Origin of the sequence: Sulfobacillus sp. hq2 (assembly GCF_002903155.1) — a bacterium.
GTDB classification, from domain to species: domain Bacteria; phylum Bacillota; class Sulfobacillia; order Sulfobacillales; family Sulfobacillaceae; genus Sulfobacillus; species Sulfobacillus thermotolerans.
In genome coordinates this window covers 154318-173049 of record NZ_NWUL01000030.1, presented here as the reverse complement: position 1 = coordinate 173049, position 18732 = coordinate 154318, and the positions used below count along the sequence as shown (strand labels likewise).

Here is an 18732-nt window from a genome sequence, read left to right as displayed (position 1 = left end):
ATGCCGCGATGGGTCATCGGGTTGGTGGCGATAATGGGTGTCCTCATTTTAGGAGGCATAGCCGGGTATGATGCCTATTACCAAGCGAATTACGTGAACACAAACTATGCGTACGTCACGGCCCCTTATACCTGGGTGAGTGTGACAAGCTTTGGCACCGTGAAGGGCCTGCAGGTAAAAGACGGGGAGCATGTGTCGCAAGGGGCGTCCCTATTACAATTGCAAACCGTCAATGGACAAACGACAACCATCGATGCGCCAATTGGAGGAACGGTTGGCTCGATTGGGATTGCACCGGGTGCCAGTGTCCAACCCCGTGAAGATCTCATGGCCATTGTTCAGCAAGGACGCTCCACGGTGGTCGCCGACTTTCCCGAGTCGGAGGCGCATCGATTGGCCGTAGGCCAGACGGCGAATGTCACGTTAAGCGCATATCCGGGTACCACATTTACCGGGACGGTATCAAAAATTGGGTCAACCACGCTAAGTGAGTTATCCCCGTTGTTGCAGGTGGGAACGTTTTCCAAAGAACGGCAGTGGGTACCCGTCACAATCCAGGTGGATACCGGATCGAACACCTTTATTCCCGGTGAAAATGCTGCCGTACGTGTTGATGTGTAGCGGGCAATAGTAAGGAGGAGCAAGATGGCAGCACAAGAACCAGCAAATTCCCGTCACTGGGGCGTCGCCTTAGCGGTTCTTATCTTAGGCGGTTTTATGGCGATTTTGGATACTTCAATTGTCAATATCGCCATTCCCAAATTGGAAAGCGTCTTTTCCGTGGATACCGCGGAAGTGCAGTGGGTCGTAACCATTTACATGCTCACGTTGGGCGTTGTGGTGCCGCTCGCGGGCTATTTGGGTGAACGCTTTGGGTACCGGACGATTTACGTGATCTCGTTAATTGTTTTTACGATCGGGTCTGCCTTATCAGGATTGTCGTGGAGTCTTGGAGTACTGACCGTCTTCCGTGTTTTGCAGGCCTTAGGAGGCGGGCTCATTATGCCGATTACCATGGCGATGGTCTATCGCATTGTTCCGCGTGACCGGATCGGAACAGCCATGGGATTTTGGGGACTGGGAATTATCGTCGCGCCAGCTATTGGGCCTACATTAGGAGGATGGCTGGTGGAGTATATCAACTGGCGGTTAATTTTCTACATCAACGTTCCCATTGGGATTATCGGTGTGCTTTTGGCCTTGGCCTACGTGCCAAAGTTTCCTAGCCGTCATATGGGCACATTTGACTTGATGGGCTTCATTTTATCGGCTTCAGGATTATTCGGCTTGCTTCTCGCTTTGTCCGAAGGACAGACGTGGGGATGGGGCTCAGAGCCCATTATCCTTCTCTTAGTGGGATCGGTGTTCCTTCTGATTCTCTTCAGTCTGTGGGAGCTCAGTGTGGAGCATCCGCTCTTGGATCTCCGCGTATTTAGCCGAGGCTCGTTTACGATGGCCAATCTGTTGGTTGTGGTCATTACCGTGTCCATGTATTCGGGGCTCTTCTATGTCCCGTTGTTTTTGCAGACCGTAGTGGGCTATGGGGCCTTGGAGACGGGCCTGATGATGATGCCGGCCGCTTTAGCCTCAGCTATCATGATGCCGATTTCAGGACGATTGTATGACAAAATCGGTGCGCGCCCCATCGTGGTGATAGGCCTGGTGATTTTAGCGTATACCACTTATCTCTTACATCGGTTGTCAACCACTACGCCTGTCGATGACGTGGTCTTCTGGCTCACTTTGCGTGGATTTGGCATGGGGATGGCCATGATGCCAGCCACAACGGCGGGCATGTCCTCTTTGCCGACGGAAATGGTGGGCTCGGGGTCAGCGATTAATAACGTGATGCAACGCGTGGCGGGTTCTTTTGGTCTGGCGTTTATGACGGCCATCTTGCAGTCGCAATCCACTATGCATGCGGCGAACATTGCGGCCTCGTATACTCCCACCTCACGGCCTTCGGTGCAATTAATGCAGCAGATGGCGGGGTATTTAGGGCATCAAGGTCTAACAGCTGGGCAATCGCTGGCGGTAACCACGACGACCCTATATGACCTCATTCAACAACAGGCCTTCGTAATGGGCATTGATGACATTTTTGTTCTCGGGGCGGCCATCACGTTGTTTGGAGCGTTTCTTGGTCTATTTTTGAAAACCTATCATCACAAAAAAGGTGCGCCACAGATGATGGCCGATTAAACCCAAGGCGTTAGCATTTGCACGCCGACTACTTATCCCCTATGGGGATCAATGTGAGGAGAGAAGAATCCGTGAAACAGAGTCGAGTTATTCTTATTAACGTATTGATTATTGTGGCGCTGATCTTGATTGGCGGAGTTGTGGCCTACTACTGGACCCAAAGCTATGACTATGTGTCGACCCAAGATGCGTCGATTTCAGCCCCTACGATTCCCGTCGCTGCACAAGCCAACGGCACGATTCAGGATTTATCGGTGGCCGTGGGGCAACGCGTTTCGCAAGGTCAAACGATAGCGGAAGAGACGGTGACCACCGCGCCTGCGGCGACTGCTAAAGGAAGCAAGACGACTGCGGCGACCAGTGGTACCTCGATTGTGAACATTGTGGCCCCGGTTTCGGGTTACGTGGCGACGGTTTCCGTGGCCAATGGCCAGACAGTTGCCGCGGGAACCCCATTGGTGACGCTTGTGCAGCTATCGAAAGTGACGGTGATTGCGAATATCCCTGAAACCAAAATTCGCAATGTGTCTGTGGGTCAAAGTGCTACAATTTACGTAGACGCGCATCCCGGTGTGTCGTTTACCGGCACCGTAGAAGCGATTCAGCCGACGACCCAGTCATTCTTTTCATTAATACCGACCGCTGCGACGTCGGGAACCTATACCAAGGTGACGCAACGCGTGCCGGTGGAGTTGTCCATTGATGCTGCAGGGTATTCGTTACTGCCGGGGGAAGATGCTGAAGTGCGGATTACGATTCACTAAGAGACAGGGGTCGGAACGATGCAAGTGCTAGTAACCGGCGGGACAGGATATCTTGGGCAGGCGGTAAGCGAGGCGCTAATCCGGCGCCGCCATACGGTCACGGTGGTGGCGCGGCACTGCCCCCCAAAGGATAGCAGGGTACAGTGCCGCGCAATCGATATGCGAACGGCTTCATTCACTGAGCTTTTTCGCGGGACCGACGTGATTGTCCATTTAGTGGGGATTATTCAAGAACATCCAGCGGCGGGTATTACGTTCCAGGTGATGCACGAACAGGTGACCCAGCACGTGGTGGATGCGGCCCTGTCTGCGGGAGTACCTCGGTTGGTGCATATGTCGGCCCTAGGCACCCGAGAAGGGGCTATCAGCCAATATCATCAAACGAAGTGGAACGCCGAGCAATATGTTCGTAATGCGCCTTTGGCATGGACCATTTTGCGACCTTCCCTCTTATTTGGGGGAGGGTCGCCATTTTTTGCGACACTGGCCGCTCAAGCACGCCTGCCGTTGGTACCTGTTCCTGGATCAGGGCAGACACTATTTCAACCCATAGCGAGGACAGACGTCGCAGAAGTCATTGTACAGATGGTGGAAAAAGATGTGGCGGTCCACGAGACATGGGAGATGGGGGGACCTGACCGTTATACAATGGATGGGCTTTATCGCCACGTGGCACATGTTAACGGACGTAAGAACCCTCCCCTTGTCCACATCCCATTACCCCTTCTCATGCTGATGGCAGAGGTGGGTCAACGCATACCGAAGTTTCCAGTCAGTACCGATCAATTGCGTATGTTGAACGAGGCGAACATAACCCAAGACGAACGTTGGCGACAACTGGTGCCGATCGCACAAACCTTGGGCAATGATCTCTAAGCATTAGGACTTTTCTCGAGCATGGGCCCGGCGGCTGACCCAATGCCAGACAAAGGCGGCAATCGCAGCCAGAAGGGCCACGTAAATAATCGTGCCAAGATGCCAAAAGAAGAAGCCAATGACCCATAAGGCTAATAAGGCGAGACCAATCCAGAAGAGCATCATGATCGATCCTTTCTCTAGGAACTTGAACATAGTATGCCTAATAGCCTATCTTGTTATGCGGCGGCGCTGGAGCCGGTGGAAGTCTCCAGCGCCTGGGGGGTCAGTTTAGCCTGTCCTTTGATGATCTAAGAGATGGTCTAATTTAAGGTGTCCGTAATAATCAAGCCAAGACCTAAAGGGTTGTTGGCATGAGGGGCACGTGCGAAACACCCGCATGGGAAAGAGTTTATGGGCCATGCGCTCCTCTTGGGGGGTGACAAGGGCTCCGTTTACTCCAATCCTCAGTAAGGCTAGGGCTTGCTGATAGAGCAATGCGCGGTGGGATGCACTGTCGCTGATTTCGAGTTCCCAATAAATGGTGTTGTTGGCTGATATTTGATAAGTAGGATAGTCGCCAGGGATGGAGGTCGGGACCCATTCGACCAAGAGGTGTTGATGCACCATTTCGGCAAGGCTGGGACTGGTCAACGACGCATCCACGAGAGTATTGACGAGCCTTCTTAAGGCATCAGTGGCCAGGAGTTTTTTCACCGTGTATCACGCCTCCCTTCGGGCAGCGGAAGAACACATCAAGACAATGCGGCGTGCCGCTCCTTTAATATATGAAAAGATAATGCCCCGCAGACACTTGAGGCGTATCCTCTTCGTGCCTGCGGGGATATTGGGGCCTCATTTCAGGTTTTTGGCATAGCTCCGCTTTTTAACAGATGCAATCAGCCCACGCCTTCACTTTCTGTTGATCATGATGGCGTTCCATTGCTACTACGCATTTCTATCGGCCTCAACAACACATGAACGAGATAGGTAGTGTATTACATATTAGATAAAAATGGTTGGTTAGATCCAGACGTTTGGGTATTACCCGAACATCAAGCAAACAGCGCCAAAGACGGCCCCTTTGCTGAAATCCAAGAAAAAGACATAAATCGACAAAGAGACGCGGATGTGAATCCGTTATGGGAACAAGGTGTTGTCTTGTCGATAGAGGGTATCGCGGTCACTGCGGCGACTCAACCACGCGTCAATGCCTAATCTCGCCATGGTCAATTCCCCCATTATTCGTATTGAATTGTCCTAGAAAATTTTACTATCCGATGAGGCCAGTCCTTCAGGGTCTAGACGCTTTTCGACGGGAAATGCCAATATTCGTGGAAAATCGATAAAAAATATGTCTTATTGATACAACGATGGAATGTGTCTATGGTATGGTCAATTTGAGGGAAATGATGGCAAATGCATAAAGTCGCCATTAAGACCTCATAAAAGGGAATGTGCGAAGACTATGGAGAATGTCGTAGACAGTCTTACTTGGGGCATGTTGGAAGCGGGATTGCTTGTCGGAATCTGGGAATTCGGCGACTTGGTCTTTCGTCCTAGATGGCGTTACGGGGCACCATTGGCGACGGCGTTCTTGACACCTCTTGCATTAGGCTGGCTCTTCATCCAGCGATTAGTACCTGTACCATGGGCGGTCTTTGCAATGGGGGTGGTCGCTGCATGGATGTGGCTTTCAAATGGATGGGCTTGGCTTGCGACTCTTACGACCATCGCCGTGTGGACCGCTATTGTAGGTGGGATAGACCACCACGCCGTTAAGGCGTTTGTTGGCGCCGTCAGTTTAAGTGGGTTGGCTCTCATGGCTCCTGTGGTGCGTCGGCACCGGCCGCGGACGTGGTGGTTGTGGGTTTCTCTGTATGGGATCACAATTTTAGTGATTCTCGCTGTGAGTGGGTTAAATGGGGATAGCGAGGCTGATGCATGGATTACGGCTGTGGTGGCATTGTTTTCGGGAGTCTATGCGTTTGGTCAAGTGGCCCGCACGCAAGCGTGGGCGCAAACTCAGCGTCATGCCGAAGAAGACCGCTTGACCGGCGTGTTCAACCGCTATGGGGGTGAGCTTTGGCTTGGTCGGCTCGAGCCCGGTACGGTAGGGATGGTCATCGCCTGTGATCTGGATGATTTTAAATGGTTTAACGATACGTGGGGCCATACCGCCGGTGATGCGGTGTTGGTGGAAGCGGTGCGCCGTATGCAGCGCGCTTTACGCGCCGGGGATGCCATCATGCGTCCGGGGGGCGATGAATTTACTGTATGGCTGCCCCATGTTCCAGAAGACCAGGCCGATTCTCTAGCCCAACGATTGCACCGTGCTGTGACGGAGCAACCGATTAATGTCGACGGGCATCAGGTGGCTTTAGGCTGTTCTATGGGTTGGACGGTTGGGGTATTGAACGACTCTACGGCCATGGAAGCCGATAAGATCTTGTTGGCGGCCAAACGATTGGGTAAAAATCGGGCCGTAGGCCCTCACCCAGATGCCGTTTCCCATGAACCACCGTCAGGGGTCGTGTCTGCACGCCATTTAACCACCATTGTGGAGAGCTTGTGGGCACGCTGGGAGGAGGCAGCGGTATTGACGGACCGCGATGGCCGTATCCTTACCTGCAACCGCGCGTTTGAGGTCTTAACCGGCCGTTCTGCCCAAGAGCTTAGGGGCTACAGGCCTGGGATTAATTCCGCGGGGGAGACGCCGGAAGCCGTCTACCGGGCCATGTGGCAACGTCTCGATATGGCCGAGCCATGGCGGGGAGTATTGTTGAATCAACGTGGAAGTGGTCAACAGTGGTGGGCGTACGACGAAATCTGGCCGGTGGAGATGGGGACCCATGTTGTGGCCTACTGGACCCGCGTGCGGTCGGTGGACCCTTCAGGACTTGAACCGCTAGGGCGAGAACTCGCTTGGAATGGATTGCAAATGACGGCGGTGTTCCAACCCTTGATTTTTGCTCAAACCGGAGCCCATTGGGGTTATGAAGCGTTGGTTCGTCCGCGTATGGCCGAACATGCTATAGCACCAGATAAGCTCTTTGCGATGGCTCAAGCGACGAATACTGTCGCCGAGGTCGACCGTATGGCACTCATCGCCATCGCGCAGGCTATCTCACAGAGCGATGCATTAGGCCAGGACCAATGGCTTTCCCTTAATGTGCGGGCAGCCACTCTTCAGAACAAACATTGGCTAAACGACTACCTAGACCATCTTGGTGTCCCGCGGAGCCATATCATTCTTGAAATTTCGGAGCATGATAGCTTGCCCGTAGGGTATTCGTCGTGGAGGGAAATTCGCCAAGCGTACCCCGAAGTGGCATTTGCGCTTGACGATTGGGGAACCGGAACTCACGATATTCTCCGGCTCTTAGACCTTGCGCCTGAATGGATTAAGGTCGATCGTTCATGGCTCGTGGCGGCACGGCGCAACCGATTAGCACAAGAATTGCTTGTTTCCCTGAATACGTGGGCACACAGGGCGCAAGGCGCCTTAATTGTAGAGGGCGTTGAAACGGCTGAAGAGGCTGGGCTTTTGAAGGATCTGAAGGTAGTCGCTGCGCAAGGATATTACTGGGGCCGCCCAGCGCCGTTTACTCACAGATAATTTTACAAAGAAAGAGGCGCACCAATGATTGACTGGAGGCAATATGTTGAATTCTTAGGTTGGAACCCGGACGATGCGCCTAGGCTGAAGCGCATCGCATGGGACCAAGTTGCCGATATGGTTACGCCGGCGTTTTATAACACCATTCGTACCATTCCGGAACTTGATACCTTAATTCAAAGCTATAGTACGTACGAACGCTTAAAAGAAAGTTTTCATGCGTACATTGCTCGCCTGGGCGAGGCTCCCGTCGGGCGTGATTATGAAGAGCGAATGCGTCGTATTGCCAAAAGTCACGTGCGGATTGGCCTTTCTCCAGATTGGTACTTTGGAGCCTACCGTATCATTTGGACAGCGGCCCAAGAAGCCATTGAAGCTCAATCGACGGACGATGGCGTGGAGCGGTCCAAACAGTTTGCGGCGGTATCGAAGCGTCTGATTGCCGACATGGTGTTAACCGTGACGCTCTATCAAGAACTTTTGGATGAGCGAAGCGCCTCCTTAGAGAAGGTAACGAGTACGATGGCTGTTGTCCAAAATGACTTGGACCGCCAAGCGGCAGAACTAGCGGGCACAGCCGGACAAACGCAAGATGCGGTTACGCAAATGGTCGAAACCATTCAAACAATTGCCGCCCAATCGCGAGCTTTAACAACGACCGCGTCGCAAGCGGCCGCCCACGCCGATGGCGGCGTGTCTACGATGGAAGCGCTTCGAGAGAAAACGGTAGTCGTGCAACAAGCATTGGACGGCGTTGCTAGCGCGGGACAAGCGCTCACGATGCAAACGCAAGCTATCGGCCAAGCGACAACTTTGATCCGCGGTATTGCGCGGCAAACGAATCTGTTGGCGCTCAATGCTGCCATTGAGGCGGCTCGGGCAGGAGAGGCGGGACGAGGATTTGCGGTGGTCGCGGATGAGGTGAAAAAACTTTCGGAGGAGTCGCAAAAAGCGACTACAACCATTGATGAAACGATTAAGGGAATTACTGCGCATCTCGAGACCCTCCAAAATGCGCTGAGCCAAGCAGTGGCGGCGCAACAGGCCAGCGAGGAGCAAAGTCAAAATGCGGCGCAGGCCTTTTCGGCCATTCATGCTGGGGTGACAAAAACTGTCCAGGAATTTGAAATGGTGGACCGCAGTTTGCAAGCTGCCACGAAGACGTTGGCTCAACTGCGGGAGACAGCTGCTCTAACCAGTCGACAAGCGGCAGACGTGGCTCAACTTGCACAAGGGTTACAAGCCCCTTGAGGATGCCAGCGACCATGCGAAAGAAAGGTTTGGGACACGTGCGATAGGAGGAGAATGCGTTATGAATGATGAGATACGGGAGGCTTTAGCATGGAACACGCAACTCAGCGACTCGGTGCAGGCGTATGAAACGTTAATTGATGCGAGGTGGGATCTTGAAGCTGGGGTGCACGAATTAGACAGTGCTGCCGCCGGCATTGAGCAATTGACAGCGTCGGTCGAACAGGTTGCTGAAGAAGCGCGGATATTGGAGCGTGATTTAGGGGTCGCACATGATGGCCTGTCACGATGGGCGCAAGTGGATACGGAGCTCGCACAAGATAGCGCGCAATGGTCGGTCACCATGCAGACGATGGTGGAGACGGTTACGACGCTGACGGAGAAGGTCAAAGCGGTTGGTGGCATGGTACAGGTTGTGACGGACGTTGCTGATGCCACCAATTTATTAGCCTTAAATGCAGCGATTGAAGCGGCCCGTGCGGGTGATGCGGGGAGAGGATTTGCGGTGGTCGCCGATGAGGTGCGGGCATTGGCCCAGCGAACGAAAGCTGCGACAGGCGATGCTATGGCCGTACTCGAGCAAGTGACAGCGTCCACGAATCAAACGCATAAGGCGTTAGGTCAAGCACGCGACGGCACCGCAGATACGACGCAGCGAGAGAACCAGGCGTTTCGCGATCTGCAAACGCTGGCGAGCACTCTCTCGGAATTGTTGCCTGCTGTACAGGCCAGCATGATTGCCGTAGGAGAGCAGCACGGAGCATTAGATGCCTTAACGGTAAATCTCGCGACATTGCAAACGGCGTTTCACTCGACAATCGATGCGTTTACAGATGCCGGTCATTATCTAGCGCATGCGGTGGAGTCGGCTAGGGCCCAGCGTCAACAACGGCTGTCTGAGTCGACACTGTCCATACCCGTCAGGCTCTATTTAAGCGTTGCGGACCATCAATTGTGGCGCTACCAAATTTATCGCGCCTTTGCGGATAAGGTACCGGTGGACGTGGAGAAAGCCAGCGACTTCCATGCGTGCCGTTTAGGAATGACTCTCGACCAATTGGCCGCGGAAGTCGGAAACGACTCGGCGTACCGCACGATTACCGAGCAGCATCAGGCCTTTCACGCCATGGCGGCACATTTAGCGCAGCAAGCCAATACTCACGCCGAGCGCGATCACGGTCTCTTTCATAAATGGCTTACCCATGGCCAAGACTTAGCAGCAAAATTGGAAGCCTGGGCCAAACAATGGGAAGAGCAGGATTTGTTGAAAGCCAACGCATAAATAACCGAATAACCCGGTGAAGGGAGTATCTTTTTATGTGGTCCAAGTTATCGATTAGTCTCAAATTGGCTTTAACGATGATTGTCATCTTGGGTGTCTTAGCCATCTCAGATGGGGTAGCCGTGTGGCGAACGCATACGGCGCATGGGCAAGTGACCAATATTGTACAAAAGCAAACCCCTTTCTTAGTGACAACTAGCAATTTAGAAGCCCTCTTCAATCATTATGATGGTGTGATGAATTCCTACGTGTTAGCCGTGAATATGAAAAATTGGTCATTAGCCGCCAAAAAGTGGACGAAAGCGCAAAAGATTGGAACGCAACTTGTGGCAGATATTCATCATCTTGCTGCTTTAGGGACTGATCCGAAAGGCGTGACGGCATTCGCAAAAGCATGGAAGAATTACGATGCTTATGCGATGATGACCCACCAAGCGGGACTAAACCACCGCATTGCCCAAGCGGTGTATGAACAGACGGTGGCGAATTCGCCGGCGACGCAGGCAGCGACCCAAGCCTTAAACGCCTTAAGCCTCAGTGCAAGTCAGCGGGTGCACACGCAATCCATGGATGTCGAGGGGAACTTGGCAGCCATGACGGACATGGTGTTGACGGCGTGGGCGATCACCGTGTTGATTGCGTTAGGAGCTCTGTGGATGCAGTGGCGCGGCATTGCGAAACCTCTTCAACAATTAGCGCGGGTGGCGGATGGCCTTTCCCAAGGAGATATCAGCCAGACCATTCCGCAAGCGCCGCAGGACGAAACTGGCGCTTTAGCTGCCTCTTTTCGGCGCCTTGTCGCCTATTTTCAAGATCTGAGTCATGCTGCAGAAGCCATGGGACAAGGCGATTTGACCAGCGCGCCGCCAACCGCAGGCCCGCGTGATACCTTGGGCCAGGCCTTGGTGACCATGCATCAGCGCCTTCGAGAGCTCTTACAGGCCGCCCAAAACTCTGGTCATCATGTGCGCCAACAAGCCCAAGCCGTTCGCACATTAGCCGATCAGGCAGCCGGTGCCACCGAACAAATTGCGGCCGCTGTGCACCAAGCAGCTCAAGCGTCAGGAGAGTCTGCGGATGGGTTACAACATATTGCTGCGGCCATGCAGCAGTTGAAAGCCGCAGGGGAGCAAGTGGCGGACGGTACCGACAGGCAGGCACAGGCAGTGGCGGCGGGACAGCGGACATTGTCAGCCATGCAAGACGATCAGCATCAGATGGCGGGCGCGGTCGACCATATGGGCACGTTGACCACCGAATCTCAAGTGGCCGTTCAGAAAAGTCGTGAGGAGATGGTCCAGACGTTGGAATCCATGGACCGCATTGCTGATGTCACGCAAACGGCGGCGACGGCCATTTTACGATTAGGAGACCGTTCCAAAGAGATCGGCACAATCGTTCGTGCCATTTCTGACATTGCTGACCAAACCAACTTGTTAGCGCTCAACGCAGCGATTGAAGCCGCTCGCGCTGGTGATGCAGGTCGTGGTTTTGCTGTGGTGGCTGATGAGGTGCGGCGTCTTGCGGAGCAATCCGCTCAAGAAACACAAAATATTCGAGAGTTAATCCAATCGATTCAAGAGGATGTTGGCCTATCTGTCGATGCCATTAACCGGGGCCGCGAAGCCGTGCAGGAAGGCCAAAGCGTGGCAACCCGCACGCGCGAAGCGCTTAATGCCATGGAACATGCGGTGGGTGGTGTTGCGGACGATATCCAAGGGGTGATTGCTACGGTACAGCAGGTCGAGAGTGGCAGTCTTACCGTGGGGCAACGGATGCAAGAAATTGCGCAGGCGGCTCAAAATAATGCGGCGGCGGCAACCGAAATGGCTGCCTCGACGGCCGATGCCGCAGAAACTGTACAAGGACTGGCGGCCATCGCTGGAGAAACAGCGCAAGGTATGGAAAGCATGGCTCAGACGTCACAAGACGTGCAAGCGTCGGCAACCCAGCTTCAACGTAGTGCGCAAGACCTGGCAGAGATTGCGGAACAGTTAGGAGCGTTAGTCGACAGCTATCACTTATAAAAGTCGGCCCTTTTAATTGGGATGTTCATGACGCTAATAGAGGAGGGAAGAGCGTGGCAAATTACTCGGTAATACCGCCAGGTCTTCATGTGTCGATTGTTGCGGGCCCGCATCATTGGGAAGGCGTGATTCGGGCGCGGTTGCCCGATCATCTCTATGTCGAAATGATCTCAGACGAGCGATTGCCGAGCGATCTCAATGAAGCCGTACTCCAGTGGCACAAACCGCCCTTGGTATGGACTCTCCCCGTTCGCCTTCACTCTCTTCCCTCTGAAGAGCGTCTTGTTTCCGCAGAGATAGCAGGTGCCCCCAAACCCATAGAAAATCGGCAGACGCGGCGCTTTGCATGGCAATGGCCAGTGGATGTGCAATGGAGCAAATGGCCCGTGCGCCATCTTCGGGGGATCACTGAAGACGTTTCATTGGGCGGGTGTCGTTGCCGATTGCCATCGCCATTAGACGAGAATCGCGAGTACACGCTGGTGCTGTCGGGGCCGCAGAAAGTTTGGCGATGCCGAGTGGCAATTTTTCGTCAACGTTACGATGAGCACGAACTATGGGGAGTGACGGTGTTTTTGTGGAAACCCGGTGATGACACAGAAGAATGGCTAAAATGGCTGGCGACACAAGGATAACGGTAAGTGATATCCGCGGCACACGGGGGGAATGATGAGTGCGGGTCAAAAAACTTTATGTTGCGCAAAAGTACCTATCATGGAAAGACTTTGTAGTACCAGCGGTAGCGGGGCGTTGGGACGGATCCGGCACGTTAAACGAGCCATGGATTTTGGAACCGGGTGATGATGTATGGGGCTGGTTAGATGTTTTTACCGAACAGCCTTTTGGTCTATGGGCGGTATCTCTTGAGTTTTGCTATACCTTGCATAACCATCATATCCAAACCGAGATAACTGTTAGAGCTGAACCTTATAGGGACCGAGTTTTGCGGTCTTCTTAACACTCACGAATCTGTTTGATGGGCGGATATTTGGCTCATGACTTCTTGAATGCGAACCAGGCTTTGTTTCCAGTTGGTTTCGATGGCGTTTTTGGCCGCCTCGACATTGCGGGAGCGCAGAGCTTCCAGTATGGCGTCATGTTCGGACAAGGATTCTTTTGATGACCACATTTCTTTGTAATAGGCTATTTCAACACGGGTCAGAGGCATTTTCAACTCGGATAAGACGGCGGTAAGTTCGGGATTGTGCGCTTGGTCAATGAAAACGCGGTGAAACTGATCGTCGGCCTGAGCTGCGGCGGCGGCGTCGTGGGCGTGAATGGCTTGGATAAGTTGTTGGTTGTACCGCTCCATTTGTGCGAAATCATCGGCAGTCCATTCGTCTAAACGCGTGGCGGATACCGCATACGTTTCTAATGTCCAGATCAAAGGATAGCGGCGGATGACACCCGCAATATCCAAAGGGGCCACTTGGGTCCATCGATTGGCTTTGGTGACGACCAGTCCTTCTGCTTCCAACCGCAATAGCGATTCGCGCACAGGTGTGCGGCTCACGCCAAAGTCGCGAGCCAGCTCTTGATCTCGTAAAAAGGTGCCAGGGGCTAAGCGTCCTTCAATAATCCACTGGCGTAGGCGTTGATATACCGAGTCATTCACGAAGCGGCGGCCGATGGGTTGTTCCTGGTCGGTACTCAAAGGGAACACCTCCTACAATAATACTATACGGTATATTACATATCTTGAATGGTCAAGAAGGCCCAGGCCGATCCGGTTCACGTCGAGAACTTCTCGTCACCGGGGGCAATGAGTAAGCCTCATAGAAACGTCGTTATGGGTCATGTGGCCTGGCAGGGCCTGTCGATGGATTCCTCGCCTTCCTATGCTTACAATGTTATGCTCAATTTGCCTGCACACGTAAAGTCGCGCAGGCGGCACTTTTGTGTATAGGACATGTTGGTTCAAGGCAGCGTCAATCGCTCGGTTTAGCGCATCGAACACCATCTAGACATGGAAGCTAATCTAGGGAGGCTCATCTCGTTCGTATGCCGTTAGTATCTGGGTCTTTAGGGCAGATCTTCTGCAATTTCCCCATAAGTGTCCGGGCGTCGATCACGGTAAAATTGCCAATGCATGCGGGCTTGACGAATTTGGGACAGGTCTAGGTCCGCGGTGACCAACGCGTCTTGATTGCGAGGCCCTTGGCTAAGAATTCGGCCTTCAGGGTCGACAAAGTAGCTTTCCCCAAAAAACTCTCCAATGTTCCATGGAGCCTCGATACCAACCCGGTTCAACGCGCCTACAAAATAGCCGTTGGCAATGGCATGAGCGGGCTGCTCAATATGCCAGAGATGGTCGGAATGTCCTGCCGTTGTCGCTGAAGGGTTAAAGACGATTTCGGCTCCGTGCAATCCCAACAGGCGTGCTCCCTCTGGAAAGTGACGGTCATAGCAAATATACACGCCAACTTTGCCGTATTGGGTCTGAAAAACCGGATAACCGAGATTGCCAGGCCGGAAATAAAATTTTTCCCAAAATCCGTAGGCACCAGGTTGGCTCCCATGAACTTGAGGGATATGGACCTTGCGAAACTTACCGAGATACGATCCATCGGCATCAATAACCGCAGCGGTATTGTAATAAACTCCAGGCATGGCTTCTTCATAAAGGGGCACGATAAGCACCATGCTGTATTGCTTGGCCAGTTGGCGCATCAATGTCACAGTAGGGCCGTCAGGTACGGGCTCTGCTGCCGCATACCACCTTTTGTCCTGTTCAGCGGCAAAATAGGGAGCAGAAAAGAGCTCTTGAAGACACAAGATGTTAACGGCTTTAGCATGAGCTTGTCCAATCCATTCCACGTGTTTTTGAATCGCGGCGGCCTTGTGGGCGGCCACGTCGTATTCTCCGGAGAGTTCATGGTGCAACTGCAAGAGCCCGGCGCGTATGGTCATTCCCGTCATCCTTCCACTTTCTTGATTTTGTTTAGTATGTAGTATATTATATGAACCCGTCAATGATTATTCAAGTAACCCCAAAGGAGTTAGGCCTATGCCTATGACCGTGGAATGGATACGCAATGTGCATGAGAGGCGCCAAGATGTACCGCTATTGTCTGATTTGACGATGCACGTGGCAGAGCAAACGGTATCCTATCATCGCGGCTGGCCGGAATATCACAAGACGCCGACACGGTTATTGCCGCAGTTGGCGTCCTATGCAGGAGTGGAGGCCATTGCTGTGAAGGACGAATCGACCCGTTTCGGGGTCCAATCGTTCAAGATACTGGGAAGCACGTGGGCCATTGCCCAGGCGTTAGCCGAGCGGTGGCAGCTAAATCCGCAGGACCTGCATGTCGATGTTCTGAAGGACAGGGCAAAGACGAAGCCCGCTATGGTATTGGCCGCAACCAGTGATGGCAATCATGGATTGGGCGTGGCATGGACGGCCAAAGCGTTGGGACAACAGGCCGTTATTTATCTTCCTAAAGGGACGCACGAAAGCCGGGTCCGGCGGATTGCAGAAGTTGGCGCACAGGTCTACGTCACTGAAAGGAATTATGACGATACCGTTCGTGACGTTGCGCAAAAGGCTAAAACGAATGGATGGCTATTGGTGCAAGACACCGCGTGGCCGGGATATGAAGATATTCCTAAGTGGGTAATCCAGGGATATCTGACCATGGCGCATGAAGCGGCTGAACAGTGGGATGGCCACGGATTACAGCCGCCGACGCACATTATTTTGCAAGCGGGGGTCGGGTCATTAGCCGCAGCCGTAACGGGCTATTATGCGAATCGATATGGCCGTGCACAGTGTCCGACCATTGTCATTGCAGAGCCTCTCTCTGCGCCAGCGTTATTCAATTCAGCAGCGCACCCCAATGCCCAGGCTGCCAAAGTGGAGGGGTTAATGGAAACGGTCATGGCGGGCTTGGCGTGCGGAGAGCCTAACCCTCTAGCATGGCCATTGCTACGTTCGTGGACATCATTTTTTGTGCGCTGCTCGGATAGCGTTGCGGCACGGGGCACGCGTATTTTATCTAACCCGCTTGGAACTGATCCGCGTATTATGGCCGGAGAGTCGGGCAGTATGCCCCTAGGTCTGGCCGTAACACTTTTGGATCAGTTGCCATTTCAAGAGGCTCGCAAGGCCCTAGGCTTAGGACCTCAGTCGCGCATCTTGGTTTTTAATACGGAAGGGGTTCCGGATTTTCAAGGATTCTTGGACATTGTCTGGGATGGCGCCTACCCCAGCTTGCCGAAAAGTTAACGGCGTCACCCGCTTGGGGCCCTGTCTTCGTCAATTCTCCCGTCGTGATTGACAGCACCGTGATTGTCTGCTTGACACAAGACTACTAAGCCCGTAAAATACTAATGTTCGGTTGTCGGCAGTGTCGCCGGCACACAGAGGTAGGAGGTAAACTCATGTCCACTTATATGGCCCGGTCCCAGGATGTCGATCGCAAATGGTACGTGATTGATGCCGCCGGATTGCCGCTGGGTCGTGTTGCCACTGCTGCGGCAACGATTCTGCGCGGAAAACACAAACCCACATATACACCGCACGTTGACACCGGAGACTACGTCATTATTGTCAATGCGGCTGATGTTTTATTGACAGGTCGGAAACTGGATCAAAAAATTTATTTTCACCATTCCGGGTATCTTGGCGGACTCAAACGGACCGTCTACCGCCAGTTAATGCAAAAGAAACCCGCTTTCGCTATGGAAAAGGCTGTGCGTGGAATGTTACCGCATAATCGTCTCGGACGCGCGATGTACAGAAAGTTGAAAGTATATCCGCATGCGGAACATCCCCATAGTGCACAGCAGCCACAAGTATGGGAGGTAAAAATTTAATGGCCGTTGCGCAATTCTGGGGAACAGGGCGCCGTAAGAATGCCGTAGCTCGCGTCCGCTTGGTGCCGGGTACGGGCAGGATTTTCATTAACGGGCGGTCTATGGAAGACTATTTTCCATTGTTAACGCTGCAAAAGGCCATTATGGCTCCGCTCAATTCGGTGGATCTATCGGGTCGTTTTGATGTATTAGTACGTGTAGAAGGTGGCGGAGTTTCCGGACAGGCCGGTGCGGTGCGTCATGGTATCGCGCGTGCTTTGCTTCGGGTGGACACCAACTTGCGTGTGCCCCTAAAGCAACGGGGATTTCTTACACGGGATGCACGAATGAAAGAGCGCCGGAAATATGGATTAAAGAAGGCGCGTAAAGCCCCGCAATTCTCCAAACGCTAAAAGCCCTTTTGGGCTTTTTTTGTTGGCATTACGCGTTGTAAAGTCATGGTCAGCTTCCCATTTCACACAAAACTGTTGCAAATAAAAAACAAGGCCCACCTGGTTGAACAGAAGGGCCTTGTTTATTAGCTAATGCCGACGCCGGCCATCTCGGGAGCTGAAATGACGGGAAGGCGTGGAGTAAATTTGCGCGGTTCGGTCGTTTCGTCGTTAGCCTCACTCAAATGCTCCCACAGTCGAGACAAAGCGCCTGGATCTCCCAAACGGGATTGGACAATGTAGTACTCGCATTCGAGGTCCCGGTGACGTTCGTTAGGAGCCATGGCGAGAGCGCGGCTAAGATAGTCTTTGGCCAGCGCATAATCTTCGGCAGCCACGGCACGCCGTGCTAAGACGCGAAGGGCATAAATTTTGGTATCTTGCCATGGCCAGCCATCAGGCGCATGCAGAATGCGGGTCGTATAGCGTTCGACCAAGGGCTCCGAATCGGTTGTGCGAAGAAGCGCCTCTAATATGACCGCTTGCCCTTCTTGAAAGTGAACGCGGTCAAAAACGGTCAAGGAGGATTCTAGCAATTCCCGGGCTTTGTCTAGCCGCCCTAAGTCCGTTAAGACTTGCGCAATGTCCGCTTGCAGGGCAGCGCGTTCTTCATTGCCGCGGATGTCGGGCAACAAGCCTAAGGCTTCATCGATAGCGCTGGTGGCTTCCGCCTGATGGCCCAAGCGCCATTCAGCGGCCGCTATACGGGTTAATAGTTCTGCCCGCCGCGGAGCGCTAATTAACTTTTGGGGTTCGTCAAGCGCCATACGGTACAGCTCTAAAGACGAAACCCATTGCCTTTGACTATAGCAAAAATCTCCGTAATGCTGCGCCGCTTCGGCCCGAATGTTAGGACCTTCTCGGCTGGTAAGGCGTCCTGCATACTCCAGAGCCTGCTGAAATGAATTCATGGCTTTATGAAACGAACCGTGACGCGCAGCTGCCATTCCTAAAGTGTTGGCAATTTCAATTGCTTGGACAGGGTGGTCGTCGGGATGAATGAGCAACAAACTTTCTTCCAAGTGCGCTAGCGCGGCGTCCAAATTGCCTTGAGACATTTCTAATTTGCCCATCGTAGCCTTAATGCGCGCGAGAATGTCTTCGCGTCCCGTTCGCTCGGCCAGCGTTAAGGCTTCTTGCAGGCCTAACATGCCATCTTCTAGGCGTCCGCTGTTCCACAGCGCTTGGGCTGCTTTCAACAGCACTTCAATGGTGCGCATATCATCGCCGTTCTCCAAAAAGAATCCCAACGGCTTGCCTAGGCGACCGGCCATGATATCCAAGGCTTTGTGGGATGGATGGATACGGCCTAACTCGACTTGGCTTACATAACTCTTGGTCAGCTCGTCGCCTGCGAGCTGTTCTTGGGTTAATCCCAGCTTCTTTCTCAGGTCGCGAATCTTAGTACCCACCATAATTCATCCCTCCTAGCTGATAATGTACCACAAGTAAAAGAAATAAACATCGTGAGGACGCTACAAAT

19 protein-coding genes are annotated in these 18732 nt (G+C 53.1%); 14 read left to right on the top strand and 5 right to left on the bottom strand.

Going from position 1 to position 18732, the window contains the following annotated elements; all coding sequences use genetic code 11:
* The 4 genes from CO251_RS06375 to CO251_RS06360 all read left to right on the top strand — a co-directional run bounded on the left by CO251_RS06375 (position 1) and on the right by CO251_RS06360 (position 3842).
* Positions 1 to 621 (top strand): HlyD family secretion protein, encoded by a 621-nt coding sequence (locus CO251_RS06375; protein ID WP_103374962.1) that lies wholly within the window; start codon positions 1 to 3, stop codon positions 619 to 621.
* A gap of 24 nt (positions 622 to 645) precedes the next feature.
* Positions 646 to 2202, top strand: a complete 1557-nt coding sequence (locus tag CO251_RS06370) for a DHA2 family efflux MFS transporter permease subunit (protein WP_103374961.1) — start codon at positions 646 to 648, stop codon at positions 2200 to 2202.
* A 71-nt stretch (positions 2203 to 2273) separates the two neighbouring features.
* Entirely contained in the window at positions 2274 to 2966 is a 693-nt protein-coding gene (locus CO251_RS06365; protein WP_103374960.1) for an efflux RND transporter periplasmic adaptor subunit, read from the top strand.
* A gap of 18 nt (positions 2967 to 2984) precedes the next feature.
* Positions 2985 to 3842, top strand: a complete 858-nt coding sequence (locus CO251_RS06360; RefSeq protein WP_103374959.1) for a complex I NDUFA9 subunit family protein — start codon at positions 2985 to 2987, stop codon at positions 3840 to 3842.
* A gap of 3 nt (positions 3843 to 3845) precedes the next feature.
* Here CO251_RS06360 and CO251_RS17360 read toward each other — a convergent pair whose 3' ends face one another.
* Together CO251_RS17360 and CO251_RS06355 are read right to left on the bottom strand one after the other, a co-directional pair.
* Positions 3846 to 4007 carry a hypothetical protein gene (locus CO251_RS17360; protein WP_158246214.1) on the bottom strand — a complete coding sequence of 54 codons (162 nt, stop codon included), beginning with the start codon at positions 4005 to 4007 and terminating at the stop codon, positions 3846 to 3848.
* Positions 4008 to 4112: 105 nt separating this feature from the next.
* Positions 4113 to 4538 (bottom strand): hypothetical protein, encoded by a 426-nt coding sequence (locus tag CO251_RS06355; protein WP_103374958.1) that lies wholly within the window; start codon positions 4536 to 4538, stop codon positions 4113 to 4115.
* 276 nt (positions 4539 to 4814) lie between these two features.
* Here CO251_RS06355 and CO251_RS06350 point away from each other — a divergent pair, with 276 nt between their 5' ends.
* The 7 genes from CO251_RS06350 (at position 4815) to CO251_RS06320 (ending at position 12958) form a co-directional block, all read left to right on the top strand.
* Positions 4815 to 5039 (top strand): hypothetical protein, encoded by a 225-nt coding sequence (locus CO251_RS06350; RefSeq protein WP_103374957.1) that lies wholly within the window; start codon positions 4815 to 4817, stop codon positions 5037 to 5039.
* A gap of 250 nt (positions 5040 to 5289) precedes the next feature.
* A complete protein-coding gene (locus CO251_RS06345) occupies positions 5290 to 7440 on the top strand; it encodes an EAL domain-containing protein (RefSeq protein WP_158246213.1) in 2151 nt (716 codons plus the stop codon).
* A gap of 24 nt (positions 7441 to 7464) precedes the next feature.
* Positions 7465 to 8691: a globin-coupled sensor protein gene (locus CO251_RS06340; protein ID WP_103374955.1), complete on the top strand. Its 1227-nt coding sequence runs from the start codon at positions 7465 to 7467 to the stop codon at positions 8689 to 8691.
* Between the two features lie 61 nt (positions 8692 to 8752).
* Positions 8753 to 9973, top strand: coding sequence for a methyl-accepting chemotaxis protein (locus tag CO251_RS06335; protein ID WP_103374954.1), 1221 nt, complete (start codon positions 8753 to 8755; stop codon positions 9971 to 9973).
* Between the two features lie 35 nt (positions 9974 to 10008).
* Positions 10009 to 12000, top strand: a complete 1992-nt coding sequence (locus CO251_RS06330; protein WP_103374953.1) for a methyl-accepting chemotaxis protein — start codon at positions 10009 to 10011, stop codon at positions 11998 to 12000.
* A gap of 53 nt (positions 12001 to 12053) precedes the next feature.
* Positions 12054 to 12635: a PilZ domain-containing protein gene (locus CO251_RS06325; RefSeq protein ID WP_103374952.1), complete on the top strand. Its 582-nt coding sequence runs from the start codon at positions 12054 to 12056 to the stop codon at positions 12633 to 12635.
* 38 nt (positions 12636 to 12673) lie between these two features.
* Entirely contained in the window at positions 12674 to 12958 is a 285-nt protein-coding gene (locus CO251_RS06320) for a hypothetical protein (RefSeq protein ID WP_103374951.1), read from the top strand.
* A gap of 3 nt (positions 12959 to 12961) precedes the next feature.
* Here the strand turns inward: CO251_RS06320 and CO251_RS06315 are convergent, their stop codons facing one another.
* A complete protein-coding gene (locus CO251_RS06315; RefSeq protein ID WP_158246212.1) occupies positions 12962 to 13654 on the bottom strand; it encodes a GntR family transcriptional regulator in 693 nt (230 codons plus the stop codon).
* A 368-nt stretch (positions 13655 to 14022) separates the two neighbouring features.
* Complete coding sequence (locus tag CO251_RS06310; protein WP_207654630.1) at positions 14023 to 14910, bottom strand: nitrilase-related carbon-nitrogen hydrolase; 888 nt, start codon at positions 14908 to 14910, stop codon at positions 14023 to 14025.
* 97 nt (positions 14911 to 15007) lie between these two features.
* On the opposite strand from CO251_RS06310, the gene CO251_RS06305 reads away from it, so the two are divergent.
* The 3 genes from CO251_RS06305 (at position 15008) to rpsI (ending at position 17210) form a co-directional block, all read left to right on the top strand.
* A complete protein-coding gene (locus CO251_RS06305; protein WP_103374948.1) occupies positions 15008 to 16228 on the top strand; it encodes a diaminopropionate ammonia-lyase in 1221 nt (406 codons plus the stop codon).
* Between the two features lie 155 nt (positions 16229 to 16383).
* Positions 16384 to 16818, top strand: coding sequence for a 50S ribosomal protein L13 (gene rplM / locus CO251_RS06300; RefSeq protein ID WP_103374947.1), 435 nt, complete (start codon positions 16384 to 16386; stop codon positions 16816 to 16818).
* The gene (gene rpsI, locus CO251_RS06295) at positions 16818 to 17210 is read left to right on the top strand and encodes a 30S ribosomal protein S9 (RefSeq protein WP_103374946.1); all 393 of its coding nucleotides are present in this window, start codon (positions 16818 to 16820) and stop codon (positions 17208 to 17210) included. The genes rplM and rpsI overlap by 1 nt, the downstream gene beginning before the upstream one ends.
* Positions 17211 to 17335: 125 nt before the next feature.
* On the opposite strand, the gene CO251_RS06290 is transcribed toward rpsI, so the two are convergent.
* Positions 17336 to 18664 (bottom strand): helix-turn-helix domain-containing protein, encoded by a 1329-nt coding sequence (locus CO251_RS06290; RefSeq protein WP_103374945.1) that lies wholly within the window; start codon positions 18662 to 18664, stop codon positions 17336 to 17338.
* Positions 18665 to 18732 lie beyond the last annotated feature (68 nt).

Bases quoted from the DNA above. Each gene is read 5' to 3' on its own strand.
- CO251_RS06375 (WP_103374962.1), top strand. From the start codon at position 1: ATGCCGCGATGGGTCATCGGGTTGGTGGCGATAATGGGTGTCCTCATT.
- CO251_RS06370 (WP_103374961.1), top strand. From the start codon at position 646: ATGGCAGCACAAGAACCAGCAAATTCCCGTCACTGGGGCGTCGCCTTA.
- CO251_RS06360 (WP_103374959.1), top strand. From the start codon at position 2,985: ATGCAAGTGCTAGTAACCGGCGGGACAGGATATCTTGGGCAGGCGGTA.
- CO251_RS17360 (WP_158246214.1), bottom strand. From the start codon at position 4,007: ATGATGCTCTTCTGGATTGGTCTCGCCTTATTAGCCTTATGGGTCATT.
- CO251_RS06345 (WP_158246213.1), top strand. From the start codon at position 5,290: ATGGAGAATGTCGTAGACAGTCTTACTTGGGGCATGTTGGAAGCGGGA.
- CO251_RS06340 (WP_103374955.1), top strand. From the start codon at position 7,465: ATGATTGACTGGAGGCAATATGTTGAATTCTTAGGTTGGAACCCGGAC.
- CO251_RS06335 (WP_103374954.1), top strand. From the start codon at position 8,753: ATGAATGATGAGATACGGGAGGCTTTAGCATGGAACACGCAACTCAGC.
- CO251_RS06330 (WP_103374953.1), top strand. From the start codon at position 10,009: ATGTGGTCCAAGTTATCGATTAGTCTCAAATTGGCTTTAACGATGATT.
- CO251_RS06310 (WP_207654630.1), bottom strand. From the start codon at position 14,910: ATGACCATACGCGCCGGGCTCTTGCAGTTGCACCATGAACTCTCCGGA.
- CO251_RS06305 (WP_103374948.1), top strand. From the start codon at position 15,008: ATGCCTATGACCGTGGAATGGATACGCAATGTGCATGAGAGGCGCCAA.
- rplM (WP_103374947.1), top strand. From the start codon at position 16,384: ATGTCCACTTATATGGCCCGGTCCCAGGATGTCGATCGCAAATGGTAC.
- rpsI (WP_103374946.1), top strand. From the start codon at position 16,818: ATGGCCGTTGCGCAATTCTGGGGAACAGGGCGCCGTAAGAATGCCGTA.
- CO251_RS06290 (WP_103374945.1), bottom strand. From the start codon at position 18,664: ATGGTGGGTACTAAGATTCGCGACCTGAGAAAGAAGCTGGGATTAACC.